This window comes from Dyella sp. KRB-257, assembly GCF_049445995.1.
Taxonomy (GTDB): Bacteria; Pseudomonadota; Gammaproteobacteria; order Xanthomonadales; family Rhodanobacteraceae; genus Dyella_A.
The window spans coordinates 1-19,692 of sequence record NZ_JBMSDZ010000036.1; the positions used below are offsets into that span (position 1 = coordinate 1).

Here is a 19,692-nt window from a genome sequence, read left to right on the forward strand (position 1 = left end):
TTCGTTCAACGCCGGCTTGCGCCCGCGCTTTACGTCACTGCGCTTCTTTTGTTCCATGAGAACCGTCCGCTCGTGAGACCTACGGCAGATTCTACAGGTTTGTTTTATTTTGTCGACACCCTCTGAGCGCAGTCGGGTGGCCAGGGCCAGAAGCCGCTGGCCCATTTCATTCCATCGGCACAAAACCGTTGTCCGCGCACCACGCGCGCAGCGCCTCACGGGTCTGCTCGGCCTCCCAGCGGTGCCAGGCATCGAGGCGGTGGTGACGCTCCAGCAGATCCTTGAAGCGGGCATAGGCGCCGCGATGCGCGAACATCCCGCGCACCTGCTCGTAGCAGGCCGGCAGCTGCGTGCGGGCGAACTCCAGGGCCAGCGGCTTGTCCAGGCCCAGCATGTGCCTGTCCGGCACCGCCACGATGTCCGGCGGCAACGGCCCGAGATCGTCCACCTCGTCGCTGTGCCAGAGCACCTCGCCCGTCGCCCGGCACACCCAGGCCGAGGCGCCGGACATTTCCCCCGCGCCCACGAACAGCAGGGCCTCTTCGAGGTCGTCCAGCTCGACGGGTGTTTGCTCGCTCATGGGAAGCCCGAATGATGTGATGCCCTGTAGGAGCGCACCCTGTGCGCGAATGCTCTTGTTCCTGATCGACAGCAAAGCCAAGAGCATTCGCGCACAAGGTGCGCTCCTGCAGGTGATGCTGCGCGTGTTCGACGTAATCCAGCTCTCGATTCTCGACTGCGGGCTCCTGGGCAGCAAGCCGCCTGGACTGGCACGCGGGTGCAGGCCCTGTCGTCGCCTGACATCAGCGGGGAATCCTCGTCACCCTGTCCCGCTCTGCTACCGTCGCCCCTGCACCGCCGCCCACAGGGGACGCCATGACTCACTTTCGCCCATTTGCTCTCGCCCTTACCGCCTGCCTGCTCGCCTCGCTGCCCGCGCTGGCCGACGAGGCCAAGCCGAAGCCCTCGCTGACGCCGAAGGAGATCCTTGCCGCCTCGAAGCCGGCCGAGTGGCGTACGCCGGATCCGGACAACCTGCTGGTGATGACGCTGGCCAACGGGCATCGGGTACTGATCGAGCTGGCGCCGGATTTTTCGCCGCTGCATGCGGCCAACATCCGCACGCTGGCGCATGAGCACTACTTCGACGGGCTGGCGGTGATCCGCGTGCAGGACAACTTCGTCACGCAGTGGGGCGACCCCAACGACGACAACGCGGACCGCTCGAAGATGAAGTCGCTGGGCACGGCGAAGAAGACGCTGCCGCCGGAGTTCACCCGCCCGCTCGATCCGAAGCTGGCCTTCACCCGGCTGCCGGACGGCGACGTGTACGCGCCACAGGTGGGCTTCTCCGAGGGTTTCCCGGTGGCGCGCGATCCGGCCAACCACGAGGAGTGGATTACCCACTGCTATGGCACCGTGGGCGTGGCGCGCGACGTGCCGCCGACCAGCGGCAACGGCAATTCGCTGTACGCGATCATCGGCCAGGCGCCGCGCGGGCTGGACCGCAACCTGGCGGTGGCCGGGCGGGTGATCGAGGGCATGGAATACCTCTCCGGCCTCCCACGCGGCACCGGGCCGCTGGGCTTCCACGAGAAGCCGCAGCAGCGCACGGCGATCGTCTCGGTGGCGCTGGCCGAGGACCTGCCGGCAGCGCAGCGCCCGGCTGTGGAAGTGCTGCGTACGGACAGCCCGAGTTTTGCCGCGCTGATCGAGGCCAAGCGCAACCGCGTCGATGCGTTCTATACGCGGCCGGCAGGGAAGATCGATCTGTGCAGCATCAGCGTGCCGACGCGGGCGAAGGCGGGGAAGTAAGTCGGCGAAGGGCGAACAAGGCTGCTGATTCGCTGCAACGGATGGATCCAAGTGAGGTCGCGCTTCCTCCTGCATGCGAGGGAGAGGACCTGCACTCGATTTGATTGAGCGGGTGGAGTGCGAGGTATGCGCGTAGCGCGGCTTCGATTGATGGCCGGAGGCGAGCACCCGTCCCCCTCACTCCGACCCTCTCCCCCCGTCGTGAGGAGAGGGGGCAAGACGCGGCTTTGCTTGAGGCCCTACGTGGGCGCGCAGCCCCGACAGCGGGGGGAGTAACGCGGCTACTGCGGCGCGCGCAGCACCTGATCGGCGGTACGGAATACCGACACTGCCTGGCGCATGCGTTCGGCCTGCTCCTGCAGGCTGCGGGCGGCGGCTTCGGATTCTTCGACGAGCGCGGCGTTGCTCTGGGTGGCTTCGTCCATCTGGCTGACGGCCGCGCCCACTTCCTGGATGCCCTTGCTCTGCTCTTCGCTGGCGGCGGCGATCTCGCTCATCAAGCCGGCGGAGCGCTGAATGGCGTCGGCGATGCGGCGGGTGGTGTCGCCGGTGCGATCGACCAGCGCGGCGCCGGTATCGACGGTGGCCACAGCCGCGCCGATCAGCTCCTTGATCTCGCGCGCGGCGGTGGCGGCGCGCTGGGCCAGGCCGCGCACTTCGGTGGCGACCACGGCGAAACCCTTGCCATGTTCGCCTGCGCGGGCCGCTTCCACGGCGGCGTTGAGCGCGAGGATGTTGGTCTGGAAGGCGATGCCATCGATCATGCCGGCGATGTCTTCGATGCGCTGCGAGCTGGCCTTGATGTCACCCATGGTGGTGACCACCTGGGCCACCAGCTCGCCGCCTTCCTTCGCCAGGCTGGCGGCGGAGGACACCAGCTCGTCGGCCTCGCGGGCGTGGTCGGCGTTTTGGCGCACGGTGGCAGTGAGCTCTTCCATCGCCGCGGCAGTTTCTTCCAGCGAGGCGGCCTGATCCTGCGTGCGGTGCGAGAGGTCAGCGGTGCCGGCAGCGATCTGGCCGGTGGCACCGTGGATGCTGTCGCTGGATTGGCGCACGTTGGTCACCACGTCGGCGAGCCCGACGCCGATGCCGTTGATAGCCTGTAGCAGCTGGCCGATGTCGTCGCGACGGTTCACCGGCACCTGCGCACTAATGTCGCCCGCGGCGATCTTGCCGGCTGCGTTGCGGCACTCGCTCATCGGGCCGCTGATATTGCGGCGAACCAGCAGGTACACCGCCGCGGAGATGCCGAGCACGGAGACGGCGCCGGCGATAGCCAGCATCGTCAGCAGCGCGGTGCGTATCTCCTTCGGCAGCAGCAGGTAGAGCGCCAGCGCCACCGCGGCGTTGAGCACGGCGGTGGTCAGGCCGATGCGCAGCGGCATGCCGAGGCTACGCATGGCGCTCACGTCCAGGCCCACATAACACGCACCGATCACCTCGCCGCGACCATCGAGGATCGGATCGTAGCGGGTCATGCACTGGGTGCCGAAGATGGTGGCGTAGCCGGTGAACGATTGCTTCGCCAGCAGCAGCGACCAGGCCGGATGCGAGTGGTCGAGCAGGGTGCCGATGGCGCGGCCGCCGTCCTTCTTCTTCACCAAGGTGGTGATGCGCACGAAGTCGTCACCGCTGCGCGCGAACAGCGTGGCGGTGGCGCCGGTGTGCCCGGTGAAGCGGTCCGGTACGGCGAAATTAAGGTTGAGCAGGGTGGACCCGTTGCGCAGCGCCGGCGCGTCGCGCTCGCCGATGCGCATCGTCTCGCGGCCGTCCAGCGTGAATCGCTCCGGAAGTTGCTCGGCAAACTGCCGGGCCAGCGCCTGGATACGGGTCTTGAGCGGCACGAACATGGCAAGCATCACGTCGATCTCCGCCACGCTGATTGGGGGTCTGTGTTGGCCGTTGCCCGCGCGGCGTGCGTCGGACCATCCGGTCGTGTGACGGTTGTCGGTCGCGCTGCCAGGAACTTGAGCGATCTCCGCTCAACGGTACCCGGCCGCCTGCAGCTCGAACAGTTCGGCGTAATGACCGCCGGCGGCGAGCAGCTCCTCGTGAGTGCCGGCCTCCTCGATCGCGCCGTGCTGCAGCACGATAATGCGATCGGCCATGCGCACGGTGGAGAAGCGGTGCGAGATGATCACTGCGGTCTTGCCAGCGGACAGCTCCTTGAATCGCTGGAATACCTCGTACTCCGAGCGTGCATCCAGCGCGGCGGTGGGCTCATCGAGCACCAGCAGCGGCGCGTCGCGCATGTAGGCGCGGGCGATGGCGATCTTCTGCCATTCGCCGCCGGAGAGATCCATGCCGCCCTTGAACAGCTTGCCGAGCATCTGCGCATAGCCCTTGGGCAGCCGCGCGATCACCTGATCGGCCAGACTGCGGCGGGCGGCGTCGGCGATGCGCGGCTGGTCGCCACGCGCCTCGATGCGGCCCACCGCGATGTTGTCCGCGGCGTTGAAGTAGTAGCGCACGAAGTCCTGGAAGATCACCCCGATGTTCAGGCGCAGGTCTTCCAGGTCGTATTCGACGAGCGGGTGGCCGTCGAGCAGGATGCGGCCCTCGTCCGGGTCGTACAGGCGCGAGAGCAGCTTCACCAGCGTGGTCTTGCCGGCGCCGTTCTCGCCCACCAGCGCCAGCACCTCGCCCGCGCGCAGGGTGAAGCTCAGATGCCGCACCGCCCAGCGTTCGGCGTCGGGATAGCGGAAGCCCACATCCTCGAACGCGAAGCCCTCGCGCATCGGCCGCGGGAACGGACGCGGGTTCGGCGGCGAGAGGATTTCCGGCTGGATGCGGAAAAACGAGAACAGGTCATCCAGATACAGCGCCTGCCCCGCCACCTGCGAAAAGCCGGTGAGCAGGGTTTCCAGCAGCGTGCGCAGGCGGCGGAACGAGGTGGACAGGAAGGTGAGGTCGCCGATCGAGAAATGCCCGGTGACCGTGCGCCAGGCGATGAACGCGTAGGCGGCGTAGTAACCCAGCGTGCCCAGCGTGGTGAACAGCCCGCCCCAGCCGGCACGGCGCAGCGCAATGACGCGGTTGGCCCGGTACATGTCCTGCGACAGCACACGGTAGCGGTCGATCAGGAACGGGTTGAGGCCGAAGCTCTTCACCTCCTTCGCGTTCGATGCGCTGGCGCCGACCATGCGCAGGTAATCCAGCTCGCGCCGCTCCGGCGTCCACTGGTAGTTCACCGCGTAGCTCTGCGCGTTGAAGTGGAACTCGCCCAGGAACGCCGGCACCAGCGCCACCGCCAGCAGCACGATCAGCCACGGCGCGTACACCGCCAGACCCACCGCGAAGCTCAGCAAGGTGATCACGTCCTGCGCCTGCTGCAGCAGTTGCGAGAGCAGGCTGCCGCGGCCGGCCACCTGGCGGCGCGCGCGGTCGAGCTGATCCTGCAGGTCGGCGTCCTCGAAATCCTCCAGATCCAGCGAGGCGGCGTGTTCCATCAAGCGGATCGAGGTCGTGTTGGCGTACAGCTCGCCGAGCAGCGAGTCGACCATCGCCACCACCCGGCCGAGCAGGTCGGCCAGCACCGCCAGCGCAAGCTCCAGCCCCAGCAGAAGCGCCAGATGCGCCAGCTCGCCACCGTGCAGCCACGCGGAGAGATCGCCATGCGGTACGCCCACGCGTACCAGCCGCACCACCTCGTCGACGATCAGCTTGCCCACGTAGAGCGTGGCCACCGGCAGCAGTGCACGCAGCAGGCGCAGCGCCACGCTGGCCAGCGTGAGCGAACGGCTGGTCTGCCAGATGCTGGCCAGGAACGGCGGCACGTTGCGCAGCGCGGCGAAGCGCTCGCGCAGGCTCTGCGGCGGGGGCGGCGGCTGATGGCGGCGGCCGCCGGTGGCAGGGCTGGCGCCTGAGGCGTGCGGGGGTGGCATCGACAATCCTGCGCGGGCGGATGATCCCGGCAGAGTGCCATGGCACGCATCGGGATGGCACATCAGGATGAGTGGCGGGCGAAGCGCGGCGGATCGGCGCGGCACGATGCATGCTATCTCCGACTGCGCCATCCCCGGCCGGGGAACCTGAGGGGCACAATGAACACCCGCCCATGCGCTCACGCCAGCACCACGGATTCTTCTCATGCCAGGAGCTATCCCTTGTCCTTCACGTGGCCCGTGGCGGGTGGTGTTTCGATCCATCTATGGAGCAACGGATGAAGCGTCGCGGCAAGATCGCCGGCTGGATCATCGGCACACTGGTCGGCGTGCTGGCCCTGGTGGTGCTGGTGCTCGCCCTGTTCGACTGGAACCGGCTCAAGCCCTTCATCGACGACAAGGTGAGCAAGGCGATCGGGCGGCCGTTCGTGATCCACGGCGACCTGAGCGTCGCATGGCGGCGCGAACCTGAAGCCGGTGGCTTGCAGGCACTGATGCTGTGGCCGCAGTTCACCGCGCGCGACATCACCATCGGCAACCCGGACTGGACGAAGCAGCCGCAGTTCGCGCAGCTCAAGGCGCTGCGCTTCCGACTGTCGCCGCTGCCGCTGCTGGCGCATCGTCTTGTGGTGCCCTCGCTGCAGCTGGTGCAACCCGTGATCGACCTGGAGCGCGACGCGAAAGCGCGCAACAACTGGAACTTTGCGCCGCCGCAGGATCGCGCGCCCTCGCCGTGGAAACTGGAACTGGGCAAGATCGTTTTCGACCGTGGACAGGTGACGTTCGATGACCTCCGCGCGCAGACCAGGCTGGCGATCGACGTCGAGCCGCTGCAACAGGTCATCCCTTACGAGAAGATCGTGGCGCAGGTCATCGAAGACGCCCGCGCGCAGGCACGCAGCAGCGCGGGCGCAGCCGCAGACAAGGTGTTGGCCGGCGACGAGAAGGACGCGAACGACACAGCGGCCAGGAGCACCCGCTACCAATTCGAATGGCACGCCAGCGGCACCTACCAGGGCGCCCCGGCCAGGGGCCATGGCCGCATCGGTGCGGTGCTGGCGCTGCGGCAAGCCGACCAGCCCTTCCCGCTGCAGGCGCGCGTGCAGGTGGGCGATACGCACATCGTGCTGGCCGGCACGCTCACCGATCCGCTACACCTGGACGCTCTCGACCTGCGCCTGTGGTTTGCCGGCTCCAGCATGGCCAAGCTGTATCCGCTGCTCGGCCTCACCCTGCCCGATACGCGCCCCTACGCCACTGCCGGCCATCTGCACGCCACCCTGCACCGCCGTGGTAGCAGCTTTCGTTACGACAACTTCCGCGCCCGCGTCGGCGACAGCGACCTGGCCGGCGACATCATGGTGATCACCGGTGGCGCGCGTCCGAAACTCAGCGGCAACTTGCACGCCACCCTGCTGCAGTTCAGCGACCTCGCGCCGCTGATCGGCGCGGACAGCAACGCATACAACAACCAGCACACCGACAAGGTGCTGCCGGCAAAGCCGTTCCGTACCGACCGCTGGCGCGCGATGGATGCCGACGTGCAGTTCGACGCCACGCGCATCGCGCACGGCAAGGCACTGCCGATCACTTCGCTGGGCACCCACCTGCTGATGGACGACGGTCGGTTGACGCTCGATCCGCTGAGTTTCGGCGTGGCAGGCGGCGACGTGCGCGGTACGCTGGCGCTGGACGGCCGCCGTACACCGATGCAGGGCCACATCGCGCTGGCCGCACAGCACCTCAAGCTCAAGGCGCTGTTTCCCACCTTCAAGACCATGCGCACCAGCCTGGGCGAACTCAACGGCCGCGCCAGGCTCGACGCCAGCGGCAATTCGGTGGCCGCCCTGCTGGGCAGCGCCGGCGGCGAGGTGAAGCTCCTGATGAACGACGGCGCGATCAGCCGCAACCTGCTGGAAACCGCCGGCCTCAACGTGGGCAACATCATCCTCGGCAAGCTGTTCGGCGACCGCACCGTGCAGATCAACTGCGCCGCCACCGACCTGGCCGCCACCGATGGTCTGTTCCGCACACGGCTGTTCGTGTTCGACACCAACGACGCGGTAATCGGCGTCGACGGCACGGTCAACATGGCCAGTGAAAAGCTGGATCTGGACGTGAAGCCGCAAACCAAGAACCTGCGCATCTTATCGCTGCGCTCACCGCTGTACGTGCGCGGCACGCTCAAGCACCCGGACGTAGGCGTACAGGCCGGCCCGCTGGCGCTGCGCAGCGGGGGTGCGATCACGCTGGGCACCGTGGCCGCGCCCGCCACCGCCCTGCTGGCGCTGATCTCGCCCACCCACGACCAGCCGGAAAACACCTGCCAGACCGTGCTCGGCCAGCTGCGCAACTCGGGCAAGCTGCGGGTGAGCGAGCCGCAGAATGCCCGCGGGAAATAGCTCGCCCTGCCTGGTGTGGCGTTGCACGCGGCAACTTTTCAGGGGTAGACAGCAGTCGGAGGCATGGTGATCGCGGGAGCCGCCAAGCGCGTACGCCACACTAGAATGGCGCACCTTCCCCACCTCGCCCGGTTTCCATGCCGCCCGTCAGCAAGGCCCGCCTGCAGATCCATTTCTGTGTCCTTCTGTGGGGCTTCACCGCCATCCTTGGCAAGCTGATCTCGCTGCCGGCGCTGCCGTTGGTGTGGTGGCGCATGCTGCTGGTGGCCGGTGCGCTGCTGCTGGTGCCGCGGGTGTGGCGCGGGCTGCGCGCGATGCCGGCGCGATTGCGCTGGGCCTATGCGGGCATCGGCGTGTTGGTGTCGCTGCACTGGCTCACCTTCTATGGCGCGATCAAGCTTTCCAATGCCTCGGTGGGTGCCACCTGCATCGCGCTGGGGCCGGTGTTTCTCGCCTTTATCGAGCCATGGATCGCACGGCGGCGCTTCGACCCGCGCGAGCTGATCATCGCCGCGGCGGTGGTGCCGGGCGTGGCGATGGTGGTGGGCGGCGTACCGCACGGCATGCGCTTAGGGATTCTCGTCGGCGCGCTGTCCGCACTGTTCGTGGCGCTGTTCGGCGCATTCAACAAGCGGCTGGTGGACCACGGCGATCCGCTCACCGTGACCTGCCTGGAACTTGGCACTGGCACACTGTTCCTCACCCTGCTCGCCCCGCTGCTTCCCCACACCGGCAGCGCCTTCGAGGTGCCCGGACTGCACGACACGCTGTTGCTTTTGGCGCTGGCCTTCGGCTGCACCCTGCTGCCGTTTGCGCTGGCGCTGGTGGCACTGCGCCACCTGAGCGCCTTCGGCATCCAGATGGTGACCAATCTGGAGCCGGTGTATTCGATCGTGCTGGCGATCGTGCTGCTGAGCGAGCAGCGCGAGCTGCACGCGTGGTTCTACGTGGGCGTGGCGGTGATCCTGGGTGCGGTATTCATCCACCCGCTGCTGCACCGGAACGCGCGCGAGCCGGCCCAGCCGGAGCTGCTGGGCACGGCGGAGAGCCACCACGTGGTGGAGTGACTGCGCGACGACCGGGCAGCCGTCGCCTTGGTGGAGCGACGAGTTCAGGGGCGGATTCGGCCGCTGGATGGACTCGGTGCCGGCATGGGGGGAAGGCCGCCACTTATACTGGCGGCCTTCCACGCTGGTCGCCACCCATGAACTACCACCATGCCTTCCACGCCGGCAACTTCGCCGACGTTCTCAAGCACACCGTGCTGCTGGCGCTGATCGAGGCGCTGAAGACCAAGCCCGCTCCGTTTGCCTATATCGACACGCATGCCGGCAGCGGCTGCTACGCGCTGGACGGCCGCGAGGCAGGCAAGACCGGCGAGTACAGGGACGGCATCCACCGCCTGCTGTTTCCGGACATGGGCGCCACCGACGCGGCCTCGGCCGCGCTGCCGTCGCTGCTGCGCCGCTGGCTGGACGGTATCCTCGCCCTGCACGGCAACGAGGACGGCCTGAAGCTCTATCCCGGCTCGCCGCTGCAGGCGGCGCGCGCACTGCGCGAGGGCGACAGCGCGCAGCTGTGCGAACTGCATCCGGAGGAAGCGTCGCGCCTGCGCGAGCTGTTCCACCGCGATGCGCGCGTGCACGTGCATCACCGCAACGGCTATGAGGCGCTGAAAGCGCTGGTGCCGCCGAAGGAGAAGCGCGGCCTGGTGCTGATCGACCCGCCGTACGAGGCGCAGGACGCCGAGTACCGGCTGATCGAGCAGGCGCTGAAGGGGGCGATCGAGCGCTGGCCCACCGGCATCTACGCGGTGTGGTATCCGATCAAGCTGCGCAGCCAGGTGCAGCCGTTCCTGCGCGGCCTGCAGCACGGCATCGCCCGCCGCGTGCTGCGTGCCGAACTGCTGGTGCATCCGGACGACTCGCCGCTGCGCCTCAACGGCTCGGGCATGGTGGTGCTCAACGCGCCATGGAACCTCGACCAGACCCTGCGCGAGCCGCTGCGCGCGATGGCGCGGCTGCTCGGCCAAGGCCGGCCGGCCGAATGGAAGCTGGACTGGCTGGCCAACGACAGCGCCGAGGCGATCGCCGCGGCCCCGCCGCCGCGCCGCCCGCCGCCGCGTTCAGCCCGTCCGCGCTAAGCTGCGCCGGATCGTCCTGCGGGGTGCATGCCGACCCGCATCCGGACGTCCATCCGTGCCCGCATCATGCTGCCTTCCCGCCTGCACAGGAGCCATTCCATGCGCCGCCTTCACCGCCCCCTGCTTGCCTCGATCGCGCTGCTTTCCCTGGCCGCCTGCGCGCCCGCACCGATCTACCAACCGGCGCCGGACGCGGTGGCCGCCGTACCGTTCGAGGTGGCCCGTTCGCCCGAGCGCTTTGCCAACGGCAGCGTGATCTGGGGCGGCCGCGTGGTCGGTGTCGACAACCTCGCCGACCGCAGCGAGGTCGAGATCCTGGCCTACCCGCTCGACTCCTCGCAGCGGCCGAAGGTGGGCGATAGCGGCAACGGGCGCTTCATCGCCGTCATGCACGGTTTCGTCGAACCGATGGCCTACCCCGACGGCGCACTGGTCACGGTGGCCGGCAGGCTCAACGGCAGCCGCGCGGGCAAGATCGGCGAGGCCGACTACGTGTTCCCGCTGGTGAACGTGAGCCAGGCGCATGTATGGACAGCCGAGGAAATGCAGTCCGGTCGCAACAACGTGCATTTCGGCGTGGGTGTGGGCGTGGGCATCCGCTGAAGCGCCGGGACACGGCGCAAGAAGCCGCGCCGCCGCTACACTGTGTGGCCCGATTCCGTGATGGAACACCTGCATGTCCGGCCATGCCAATTCGCTCAAGGCGATCTTCCTCGCGCTGGGCGCGAACTTCGCGATCTTCGTGTCCAAGCTGGTGGCCGCCCTGGTCACCGGCTCGGGCGCGATGCTGGCCGAGGCGGTGCATTCGCTGGCCGACTGCGGCAACCAGGGCCTGCTGCTGCTGGGCATCCGCCAGACCAGGCGGCCCCCGTCCGATGAGTTTCCGCTCGGCTGGGGCCGGGCGATGTACTTCTGGTCGTTCCTGGTCGCCATCCTGCTGTTCAGCGTGGGCGGCATGTTTTCGGTCTACGAGGGCGCGCACAAGCTCGGTCATCCCGAGCCGCTGAAGTGGCCGTGGCTGGCGCTGGGCGTGCTGGCGTTCGGCATCGTCGCCGAAGGCATCTCGATGCACGGCTGCATGCAGGAAGTGAACAAGGCGCGCGGCGAGCAGTCGCTGTGGACGTGGTTCCGCGAGACGCGTTCCAGCGAGCTGCTGGTGATCTTCGGCGAGGATCTCGCCGCGCTGATCGGCCTGTGTTTCGCCGCCCTGGCGGTGGGCGCCACCATGCTCACCGGCAACCTGATCTATGACGCCATCGGCACGCTCGCCATCGGCATGCTGCTGCTGGTGGTGGCGGTGCTGCTGGCGGTGGAAGTGAAGGCACTGCTGATTGGCCAGGGCGTGGAGCCGCGCCGCCGCGCCGAGCTGCTCACCTTCCTCAAGAGCCGCCCGGAAGTGGCCGAGGTGCTCAACCTGATCACCCTGCAGATGGGCCCGGACGTGATGGTGGCGGTGAAGGCGAAGATGGAGCCGGCCGGCTCGGACCGCGGCCTGATCGATGCCATCAATGCGGTGGAAGCGGCGATGAAGGCCGAGTTCACCGACATCCGCTGGAGCTTCTTCGAGCCCGACGTCAGCGACTGACGGGGTGGCTCAACCCTTGCGCTGCAGCTTCATCGTGGTGCACCACAAAGCCGGGCTGAGCGAGGGTCCGGGGCATGGCGAGGTCCGCTGTGGCCGGTTGCCGCAGCGCGGCATAAACATACGAGCCATCATCACACGGACGTCCTGTGAAACGGCTTTGCACAAGGCCAGAAAAGGCATCCAACGGACCATGCCAGTGTGTCCGATATTCATGTTGCATAGCACTAAATACGCTAAAGTATGGACATGAACGCCCAGCTTGCCCTGCTCCCGACCACCCTTGCCGCCACCCTCGGCGCGGTGCCGCCGCGCAGCGCGGAGCGCTTCGCCCCACGCCTTGCCGGCGTCACGCCCGCCGGCCACGGCGAGACCGTGCGCACGCGCGATGGCCGCAGCCTGTTCCTGCGCGGCATCCGCCCGGACGACGTGGCCGCGCTGCAGCGCTGCTTCACGCGGCTGTCGCCGGAGGACATCCGCCGCCGCTTCCTGCACGCGATGTCCGAGCTGCCCGACCCGATGGCGCATCGGCTGTGCAACATCGATCCGGCGCTGGAAACGGCCTTCGTACTGATGGACGAGTCGGCGGAGCCGGCCGAGATGCGCGGCGTGGGCCGCATCTACGTCGACGAGTCGGCCGACAGCGCCGAGTTCTCGGTGCTGGTGGAACGCGACTGGAATCGGCGCGGCCTGGGTGCCCTGCTGATGCAGCTCCTGGTCGACGACTGCCGCCACCGCGGCCTGCACGAGATCTGGGGCTACGTGCTGATGGAAAACCGCCCGATGCTGGAGCTGTGTCGCGAGCTCGGCTTCCAGCGCCGCGCCGCGACCGGCGAGCCTGGCACCGCGCAGATCTCGCTCAAGCTGTGAAGGGGCGTCGGGACTGAAGCCCCTCCCACAGGAGGCACCGGGCCGAAGCTCCTCCCACATGGCATCGTTGGCCGTGGCGGATGACTCCAAGCGGGCCGGCCTGACGGGGCGCTCGCGGTACACTTGCAGGCTTTCCGCGCGCCCTGCGCGTCGACGAGCCACGCGCCAGTCCATGCCCGCTTCCAGCCCCACGATCACCCATCCGCCGCTCCCCACCACGCCGCGCCAGCGCCGCTACTGGACGCCGCCGCACGGCTCCGCGCGCGCGCTGCTGATCGCCGAGGCGGCGCGTTCGCACCGCGGCCTGCTGGTGGCGGTGACCCGCGACACCCAGCGCGCTGCGGCGCTGGAGGATGAGCTCAAGCTGTTCGCCGGCAGCCTGCCGGTACTGCACTTCCCGGACTGGGAAACTCTGCCCTACGACATCTTCAGCCCGCACTCGGAGATCGTCTCCCAGCGCATCGCCACGCTGTACCGGCTGCCGTCGGTGACGCGCGGCGTGCTGGTGGTGCCGGTGGCCACGCTGATGCAGCGCATAGCCCCGCGCAGCCACATCACCGGCGCCGGCCTGATGCTGGCACGCGGCCAGAAGCTGGACCTGCTCGCCGAGCAGCGCCGGCTGGAAGCGGCCGGCTACCGCTACGTGCCGCAGGTGGCCGAGGCCGGCGACTTCGCCGTGCGCGGCGCCTTGATCGACATCTTCCCGATGGGCGCGGCCGAGCCCTACCGCATCGAGCTGTTCGACGACGAGGTGGAGTCGATCCGCAGCTTCGATCCGGAAACGCAGCGCTCGCAGCAGCCGGTGGACAAGGTGGAATTGCTGCCCGGCCGCGAGTTCCCGCTCACCGAGAACGCCGCCAGGGACTTCCGCACCCGCCTGCGCGAACGCTTCCCGATCGACATCCGCCGCTGCCCGCTCTACCAGGACATGAAGGAGGGCGTGACGCCCGGCGGCATCGAATACTACCTGCCGCTGTTCTTCGAGCACACCGCCACGCTGTTCGACTACCTCGCCAGCGATGCGCTGTTGGTGCTGGGCGAAGGCGCCGGCGAGGCGGCCGAACAGTTCTGGATACAGACCGCCGAGCGCTACGATCAGCGCGCGCACGACATCGAGCGCCCGGTGCTGCCGCCGGCCGAGTTGTACCTGTCGCCCGAGCAACTGCGCGAGCAGTGGAACAGGCGCCTGCGCGTGGAGATCGTGCCCTCCGGCCACGAGCACAGCGTGGACGCCGGCACCCAGCCGGCGCCCGAGGTGCCGCTCAATCGCAAGGGCGAGGAGCCGGGCACGGCGCTTCGGCATTTTCTTGAGAGCTACCGGGGGCGCGTGCTGGTCGCCGCCGATTCGGCCGGGCGGCGTGAGTCGCTGATCGAGCAGCTGGCGGCGGCAGGGATGAAGCCCGTCCAGGTCGAGAGCTGGGGAGCATTCCTCGGCGCCGGGGGAGAGGGAGTCCCGCCGCCTCGGGCCGGGGGAGAGGGAGTCCCGCCGCCTCGGGCCGGGGGAGAGGGAGTCCCGCCGCCTCGGGCCGGGGGAGAGGGAGTCCCGCCGCATCGGGCCGGGGGAGAGGGAGCCGCGTCACGTACAGTCGGGGGAGAGGGAGTAGAGACTCGCTTCGCCATCACCATCGCCTCACTGGAACAGGGTTTCGCGCTCACCAGGCCGGCCATCACCGTGCTCACCGAGCGCGAGCTGTTCGGCGAGCGCGTGCGCAGCGAGCGCAAGCGCCGGCGCGGTCAGGCGCGCGATCCCGACGCGATCATCCGCGACCTCACCGAGCTGTCGATCGGCTCGCCGATCGTGCACGTCGACCACGGCGTGGGTCGCTACCAGGGTCTGGAGTCGATGGAACTCGGCGGCATGCAGGGCGAGTTCCTGATCATCGAGTACGCCAAGGGCGACAAGCTCTACGTGCCGGTGGCGCAGCTCGGCCTGGTCAGCCGCTACTCCGGCACCGCGCCGGAGCTGGCGCCGCTGCATTCGCTCGGCGGCGACGCCTGGGAGCGCGCGCGCAGGAAGGCGGCCGAGAAGGTGCGCGACGTCGCCGCCGAGTTGCTGGCGATCTATGCCCAGCGCGAGGCGCGCGGCGGCGAGTCGATGGCGGTGGATCGCCAGCTGGTGGAGGAATTCGGCGCCAGCTTTCCGTTCGAGGAGACGCCGGACCAGAGCCAGGCGATCGACGCGGTGCTGGCGGACCTCGCCGCCCCGCGCGCGATGGACCGGGTGATCTGCGGCGACGTGGGCTTCGGCAAGACCGAGGTCGCGCTGCGCGCCGCGTTCGCCGCCGCCACCGCCGGCAGGCAGGTCGCCGTGCTGGTGCCGACCACGCTGCTCGCGCAGCAGCACTACCGCAATTTCGCCGACCGCTTCGCCGACTGGCCGGTGAAGGTGGACGTGCTGTCGCGCTTCCGCTCCACCAAGGACGTGAAGGAGGCGCTCAAGCGCCTCGCCGACGGCCAGATCGACGTGATCGTGGGCACCCACAAGCTGCTGCAGCCGGACATCAGGTTCAAGAACCTGGGCCTGGTGATCGTCGATGAGGAGCAGCGCTTCGGCGTGCGCCAGAAGGAGCAGCTGAAGAAGCTGCGCGCCGAGGTGGATCTCTTGACCATGACCGCCACGCCGATCCCGCGCACGCTGAACATGGCGATGGCCGGCCTGCGGGACCTGTCGCTGATCGCCACGCCGCCGGCGCACCGCATGGCCGTGCGCACCTTCGTGGCGGCGTGGGATCCGGCGACGATCCGCGAGGCGTTCCAGCGCGAGCTGTCGCGCGGCGGCCAGGTGTATTTCCTGCACAACGAGGTGGAGTCGATCGAGCGCACCCGGCGCGAGCTGGAGGAACTGGTTCCCGAGGCGCGCATCGGCATCGCCCACGGCCAGATGCCCGAGCGCGAGCTGGAAAACGTAATGGCGGATTTCCACCGCCAGCGCTTCAACGTGCTGGTGTGCACCACGATCATCGAGACCGGCATCGACATCCCGACCGCCAACACCATCATCATCAACCGCGCCGACCGCTTCGGCCTCGCGCAGCTGCACCAGCTGCGCGGCCGCGTCGGCCGCTCGCACCATCGCGCCTATGCCTACCTGGTGGTGCCGGACCGCAAGTCGATGACGCCCGATGCGGAGAAACGGCTGGAAGCGCTGGCCTCGCTGGAGGAACTGGGCGCCGGCTTCACCCTGGCCACCCACGACCTGGAAATCCGCGGTGCCGGCGAGCTGCTGGGCGACGAGCAGTCCGGCCAGATCCAGGAGATCGGCTTCGGCCTCTACACCGAGCTGCTGGACCGCGCCGTGCGCGCGCTGAAGAGCGGCAAGGTGCCGGACTTCGACTTGAGCTCCGAGCACGAGACCGAGGTGGAGCTGCACCTGCCGGCATTGATCCCGGACGACTACCTGCCCGACGTGCACGCCCGCCTGACGCTGTACAAGCGCATCGCCAGCGCGAAGAGCGACGAGCACCTGCGCGACCTGCAGGTGGAGATGATCGACCGCTTCGGCCTGCTGCCCGAGCCGACCAAGACGCTGTTCGCGCTGGCCACGCTGAAGCTGATGGCCACGCCGCTGGGCATCCGCAAGCTGGACTTCGGCCCGAACGGCGGGCGCATCCTGTTCCGCGAGAAACCCGAGGTGGACCCGCTGCTGATCATCAAGCTGATCCAGAGCCTGCCGCGGGTCTACAAGCTGGAAGGCCAGGACAGGCTCAAGGTCACGCTGGACCTGCCCGGCGCCACCGAGCGCATCCGCAGCGCGCAGGAAGTGCTGATCATGCTCGGCGCGCGGCGGCCGTCCTGAGGCGATCGCGCAGGCGGATATCCAGCGCGGCGGCGGAACGCTGCAAGATTTCCAGCAGGTCGGCAAAGGCCGGATCGCGCGGTGACAAACTGCACGCCGTGATCGTCGGCATCGCCGCTGTCGGTGCCGCGCGTGGCGGGACGCCCGCCGGTGCCGATGGCGAGAGGGTACCGGCGACGTCAGCTGGCCGCGCCCGCGCGCACCAGGTATTGCACGCTGAACATGCCTTCGGGATCGAGCCACACGTTGCGCACGTCCAGGCCGGCACGGTGGGCCAGCGCGGCGAAGTCCTCGAGCGAGTACTTGCAGCTGTATTCCACCTGCATCGCCTCGCCGTCGCGAAAGCGCACCAGTTGGCGACCCACGCTGACGTTCTGCTCGGCGGTGGAGACAATGTGCGTCTCGATGCGGCCGGCCATCGGGTTGTAGCGTGCGCGGTGGCGGAAGCGCTCCAGGTTGAAGTCGCTGCCGGTGGCACGGTTGACGTGGGCCAGCATGTTGAGGGTGAACCTGGCGGTGACGCCGGCCGCATCGTTGTACGCCGCTTCCAGCACGGCGACGTCCTTCTTGAGGTCGACACCGATCAGGATGCCGCCGCTCTCGCCCATCTCGCCGCGCATCTTGCGCAGCAGCGTGGCGGCCTCGGTGGCGTCGAAATTGCCGATGGTGGAACCGGGGAAATAGATCACGGTGCGGCGCGCGGCGCGCGGTGAGATCGGCAGGCGCAGCGGCCTGGTGAAGTCGGCGCACAGCGGCTGCATGGGCACGTGCGGAAAGCGCAAGGCAAGGCGCTGCACGCTCAGCCGCAGCGGCTCGGGCGAAAGCTCCACCGGCACGTAGGCCACCGGCGCGGCGAGCTGCTGCAGCAGGATGTCGGTCTTGATCGCGTGGCCGCTGCCGTATTCGACCAGGCGCACGTCCGGGCCGAGCGTCTGCGCGATCTGCGAACCCAGCGTCTGCATCAGCGCGATCTCGCAGCGGGTGAGGTAGTACTCCGGCTGCTCGCAGATCTGCTCGAACAGGTGCGAGCCGTGCTCGTCGTAGAACAGCCACGAGGGCAGCCGCTTGGGGCTGGCACGCAGGCCGCGCTGGACGATCTCCAGCACCAGATTGTCGGGTGGGCGACGGTCATCGTCGCGAAGATCCGCTACTTGTGAACTCATCGATCGTGTCCCAGTCGAATTCCCGCGAACTGCCAGCGGGCATGCGGTGGAAAGAAGTTGCGATAGCTTGCCCGCACGTGGTCGCACGGCGTGACACAACTGCCGCCGCGCAGCACCCACTGGCCGTTCATGAACTTGCCGTTGTATTCGCCCAGCGGGCCGGACAGCGGCTGAAAACCGGGGTAGCCGACGTAGGGCGAGGCGGTCCATTCCCACACGTCGCCGAACATCTGCAGCAAACCGTCGCCACCGGCCGGCGCCGGCTGCGGATGGAAGTGGCCGCGGTCCTGCAGGTTGCCCTGCACGGGCAACGCGACGGCGGCCGATTCCCACTCGGCCTCGGTGGGCAGGCGCGCGCCGGCCCAGCGGGCGAAGGCGTCGGCTTCGAAATAGCTCAGGTGACATACCGGCGCGGCCGGATCGAGCGCGGTCACGCCATGCAGGGTGAATTCGCTGGCCAGGTCGTCCTGCCAGTACAGCGGCCGCTGCCAGCCTTCGGCCTGCACCGTGGCCCAGCCGTCGGAGAGCCAGAGGCCGGGTTCGCGGTAGCCGCCGTCGTGGACGAAGGCGAGGTATTCGGCATTGGTCACCAGCCGGTTGGCCAGCGCATGCGGCTGCAGCAGGGCGCGATGGCGCGGCGTCTCGTTGTCGAAGGCGAAGCCGTCGCCGACATGGCCGATCTCGACGATGCCCCCGCGTTCAGCCACCCAGCGTATCGGCGCCGCAGGCGTCGCCGCCGGGCGGCGCGACGGTTCGCTGTACGCAGGCCGCAGCGGGTTGCACCACAGCGCGTGCTTGATGTCGGTGAGCAACAGCTCCTGATGCTGTTGTTCGTGGTTCAGGCCCAGCTCCACCAGCATGGCGAGGTCCGGATCGTCATCAGTCGACAACTGTTCGCCCACCGCCTCGTCAATGCAACGTCGGTAATCGAGCACCTCGGCCAGCGAGGGCCGCGACAGCAGGCCGCGCTGCGGCCGGGCGTGCATCGCCCCCACCGACTGGTAATAGGAGTTGAACAGCGTCATCCATGCCGGCCGGCGCGGCGCATGGCCGGCACGGCGCGACAGCACGAACTGCTCGAAGAACCAGGTGGTGTGGGCCAGGTGCCATTTGCCCGGGCTGGCGTCGGGCATCGACTGCACCATCAGGTCTTCCGCACTCAGCGGCGCGGCGAGCGAGACGGTGCGTTGCCGGATGGTGTGGAACCGCTGCTGGAGGTCGGTGGCGGCAGCCGTGGAAGATGCCAACCTCACGAGACGCTCCCGCAGGAGGGCAGCCGATCGGCAAGGTGGCGGTGACGGCGGAGGCGCATGCTCATGCGGGGAGCCGGGCAACGGAAACCAGCGCCTGATGGTGCCGCAGGATACGTTCAGATCCTGTGATACGCCGATGGCAGATAGTGCATCCAGGCCCCGGCATGCGCATGCCGTGGCCACTCCTGCCGGCTCCGGCAATTGCATGACGAGGTGACCCATGAAAACGCAGCTTTCCGCCATGCTGATGGCGATCGCAATGGGAATGGCCGCGGCCGCAGCCACAGCCGCCGATACGCCGCACGCACGCACGCCCATCAAGCCGATCGGCGACTGCATCCGCATCGACCAGATCAACGAGTGGCACATCGTCGACAACCGTACCGCCACCGTCCGCACCGGACCGAAGCGCTATCGCGTCGACCTGCAAAGTGACTGCCCGCGCCTCGGGCTGGGGCCGGCCGGCCTGATCTTCCATCCCAACCGCTCGAATGCCGCCATCGGCGCCATGCGCATCTGCGGCGAGGTGGGCGAGACGGTGCGCTCGGAAAACCAGCCGCCGTGCGCGATCCAGTCGGCGCGGATCATCGACAAGGCCGAGTTCGACCGATTGTCGGCCCACGCCAGCCGCAGCGGCAGTGCCGCCGACCAGCCTGCGCACTGAGAGGGTGTCGACAAAATAATCAGCTTGCGAGTCTGGTAGCAAGGATACGCGCCTCGACCAGCCAAACCCAAGCCACCGGTGCCCATGACGAACGGTCGTGGTGCGCCATCAGGCGGCGGG

At 68.5% G+C, this 19,692-nt stretch carries 15 protein-coding genes; 9 read left to right on the forward strand and 6 right to left on the reverse strand.

Going from position 1 to position 19,692, the window contains the following annotated elements; all coding sequences use genetic code 11:
• Positions 1-166: 166 nt before the first annotated feature.
• Entirely contained in the window at positions 167-580 is a 414-nt protein-coding gene (locus ACO2Q2_RS16760) for a hypothetical protein (RefSeq protein WP_423257394.1), read from the reverse strand.
• A 296-nt stretch (positions 581-876) separates the two neighbouring features.
• On the opposite strand from ACO2Q2_RS16760, the gene ACO2Q2_RS16765 reads away from it, so the two are divergent.
• A complete protein-coding gene (locus tag ACO2Q2_RS16765; protein ID WP_423257395.1) occupies positions 877-1,815 on the forward strand; it encodes a peptidylprolyl isomerase in 939 nt (312 codons plus the stop codon).
• A gap of 281 nt (positions 1,816-2,096) precedes the next feature.
• Here ACO2Q2_RS16765 and ACO2Q2_RS16770 read toward each other — a convergent pair whose 3' ends face one another.
• Together ACO2Q2_RS16770 and ACO2Q2_RS16775 are read right to left on the reverse strand one after the other, a co-directional pair.
• Positions 2,097-3,674: a methyl-accepting chemotaxis protein gene (locus ACO2Q2_RS16770; protein ID WP_423257407.1), complete on the reverse strand. Its 1,578-nt coding sequence runs from the start codon at positions 3,672-3,674 to the stop codon at positions 2,097-2,099.
• A 123-nt stretch (positions 3,675-3,797) separates the two neighbouring features.
• Positions 3,798-5,699 carry an ABC transporter ATP-binding protein gene (locus ACO2Q2_RS16775; protein WP_423257396.1) on the reverse strand — a complete coding sequence of 634 codons (1,902 nt, stop codon included), beginning with the start codon at positions 5,697-5,699 and terminating at the stop codon, positions 3,798-3,800.
• Positions 5,700-5,977: 278 nt separating this feature from the next.
• Here ACO2Q2_RS16775 and ACO2Q2_RS16780 point away from each other — a divergent pair, with 278 nt between their 5' ends.
• The 7 genes from ACO2Q2_RS16780 (at position 5,978) to mfd (ending at position 16,492) form a co-directional block, all read left to right on the forward strand.
• Positions 5,978-8,101, forward strand: coding sequence for an AsmA family protein (locus ACO2Q2_RS16780; protein WP_423257397.1), 2,124 nt, complete (start codon positions 5,978-5,980; stop codon positions 8,099-8,101).
• 137 nt (positions 8,102-8,238) lie between these two features.
• Complete coding sequence (locus tag ACO2Q2_RS16785) at positions 8,239-9,168, forward strand: DMT family transporter (RefSeq protein WP_423257398.1); 930 nt, start codon at positions 8,239-8,241, stop codon at positions 9,166-9,168.
• A gap of 137 nt (positions 9,169-9,305) precedes the next feature.
• Positions 9,306-10,244 (forward strand): 23S rRNA (adenine(2030)-N(6))-methyltransferase RlmJ, encoded by a 939-nt coding sequence (locus ACO2Q2_RS16790; protein ID WP_423257399.1) that lies wholly within the window; start codon positions 9,306-9,308, stop codon positions 10,242-10,244.
• A 99-nt stretch (positions 10,245-10,343) separates the two neighbouring features.
• Positions 10,344-10,847 (forward strand): Slp family lipoprotein, encoded by a 504-nt coding sequence (locus ACO2Q2_RS16795; protein WP_423257400.1) that lies wholly within the window; start codon positions 10,344-10,346, stop codon positions 10,845-10,847.
• A gap of 73 nt (positions 10,848-10,920) precedes the next feature.
• Positions 10,921-11,829 (forward strand): cation diffusion facilitator family transporter, encoded by a 909-nt coding sequence (locus tag ACO2Q2_RS16800; RefSeq protein WP_423257401.1) that lies wholly within the window; start codon positions 10,921-10,923, stop codon positions 11,827-11,829.
• Positions 11,830-12,075: 246 nt separating this feature from the next.
• The gene (locus ACO2Q2_RS16805) at positions 12,076-12,696 is read left to right on the forward strand and encodes a GNAT family N-acetyltransferase (RefSeq protein ID WP_423257402.1); all 621 of its coding nucleotides are present in this window, start codon (positions 12,076-12,078) and stop codon (positions 12,694-12,696) included.
• A gap of 172 nt (positions 12,697-12,868) precedes the next feature.
• Positions 12,869-16,492 (forward strand): transcription-repair coupling factor, encoded by a 3,624-nt coding sequence (gene mfd / locus ACO2Q2_RS16810; protein ID WP_423257403.1) that lies wholly within the window; start codon positions 12,869-12,871, stop codon positions 16,490-16,492.
• Here the strand turns inward: mfd and ACO2Q2_RS16815 are convergent.
• The 3 genes from ACO2Q2_RS16815 to egtB form a co-directional block, all read right to left on the reverse strand.
• Positions 16,464-16,604: a hypothetical protein gene (locus tag ACO2Q2_RS16815; RefSeq protein ID WP_423257404.1), complete on the reverse strand. Its 141-nt coding sequence runs from the start codon at positions 16,602-16,604 to the stop codon at positions 16,464-16,466. The genes mfd and ACO2Q2_RS16815 overlap by 29 nt on opposite strands.
• A gap of 67 nt (positions 16,605-16,671) precedes the next feature.
• Positions 16,672-17,655: an L-histidine N(alpha)-methyltransferase gene (egtD, locus tag ACO2Q2_RS16820; protein ID WP_423257405.1), complete on the reverse strand. Its 984-nt coding sequence runs from the start codon at positions 17,653-17,655 to the stop codon at positions 16,672-16,674.
• Entirely contained in the window at positions 17,652-18,902 is a 1,251-nt protein-coding gene (egtB, locus tag ACO2Q2_RS16825) for an ergothioneine biosynthesis protein EgtB (RefSeq protein WP_423257408.1), read from the reverse strand. Before egtB ends, egtD begins: the two co-directional genes overlap by 4 nt.
• A 226-nt stretch (positions 18,903-19,128) precedes the next feature.
• On the opposite strand from egtB, the gene ACO2Q2_RS16830 reads away from it, so the two are divergent.
• On the forward strand, positions 19,129-19,572 hold the full coding sequence (locus ACO2Q2_RS16830) for a DUF6491 family protein (protein ID WP_423257406.1): 444 nt from the start codon (positions 19,129-19,131) through the stop codon (positions 19,570-19,572).
• Positions 19,573-19,692: the final 120 nt, after the last annotated feature.